The sequence below is a fragment of the Mesorhizobium sp. M7A.F.Ca.CA.002.04.1.1 genome (assembly GCF_004022805.1).
Taxonomy (GTDB): domain Bacteria; phylum Pseudomonadota; class Alphaproteobacteria; order Rhizobiales; family Rhizobiaceae; genus Mesorhizobium; species Mesorhizobium ciceri.
On sequence record NZ_RZPL01001134.1, the window covers coordinates 1 to 1,048 of the forward strand.

Annotated in this window: 1 protein-coding gene and 1 pseudogene; both read right to left on the minus strand. The window is 62.7% G+C overall.

The window, feature by feature from the left end; all coding sequences use genetic code 11:
* Positions 1-225: pseudogene (locus ENZ75_RS35495) on the minus strand (sel1 repeat family protein); the annotation flags it as partial.
* Positions 212-1,048, minus strand: an 837-nt coding sequence (locus ENZ75_RS32775) for a dihydroxy-acid dehydratase (protein WP_206617165.1), incomplete at its 5' end; no start/stop codon positions are given. The pseudogene ENZ75_RS35495 and the gene ENZ75_RS32775, both read right to left, overlap by 14 nt.

Below are 1,048 nucleotides of genomic sequence, written 5' to 3' on the forward strand. Positions count from 1 at the left end.
TTTGTAGGCCTCGGCAGCCTGCTCCTTGTGGCCGTTCTTGTAGGCGGAGAAGCCGAACTGGAAGACCGCCCAGGGGCTCGATTGCGGCTTCACCCCGGTCTTGTCGTCGAACACCTTGTCGTCGAAGGCCATGGCCTGGCCGACGGCGCCAAAGGTCGCGCCAAACGTGGCGGCCACGACCAGTGCCGAAAAGACAGATGACCTCAACAACTCAGATGTCCGCATAACAGTGTGTTTCTTTCGCACCGCCCGGATGGGTCACCGCGCCATCGCGCGCTGGCCCCACCGTCTGTGCATATTTCCATATCGCGCCCGACTGATAATCGGTCGCGCGCGCCTTCCATGTCTTTGCCCTCGCCGCCAGTTCGCTATCGGACAACGCCACGTCGATCGTGCCGTTCACCGCGTCGATCGAGATCACGTCACCATCCCTGAGCAGTCCGATCGGGCCACCCACGGCTGCTTCGGGGCCGACATGGCCGATGCAGAAACCGCGCGTCGCGCCCGAGAAGCGCCCGTCGGTGATCAGAGCCACCTTGCCGCCCATGCCCTGGCCGTAGAGTGCTGCCGTCGTCGACAGCATCTCGCGCATGCCGGGGCCGCCGCGCGGTCCTTCGTAGCGAATGACGAGAACCTCGCCTTCCCTGTAGTTGCGATGCGTCACCGCCTCGAAACATTCCTCTTCTGAATCGAAGCAGCGTGCCGGCCCGGAGAATTTCAACTCCGCCATGCCCGCGACCTTCACGATCGCGCCTTCGGGGGCCAGGTTTCCCTTCAAGCCCACGACACCGCCGGTTTGGGTAATGGGTCTGTTGGCCGGGCGGACCACATCCTGATGCTCATTCCAGACAACGTGCTGCATGTTTTCGGCCAAAGTGCGGCCAGTCACCGTCATGCAGTCGCCATGCAGATAGCCGTGGTCGAGCAGGGTCTTCATCAGCAGCGGAATGCCGCCGGCCTCGAACATGTCCTTGGCGACATATTTGCCGCCCGGCTTGAGGTCGGCGATGTAAGGCGTCTTCTCGAAGATCTTGGCCACGTCGAACAG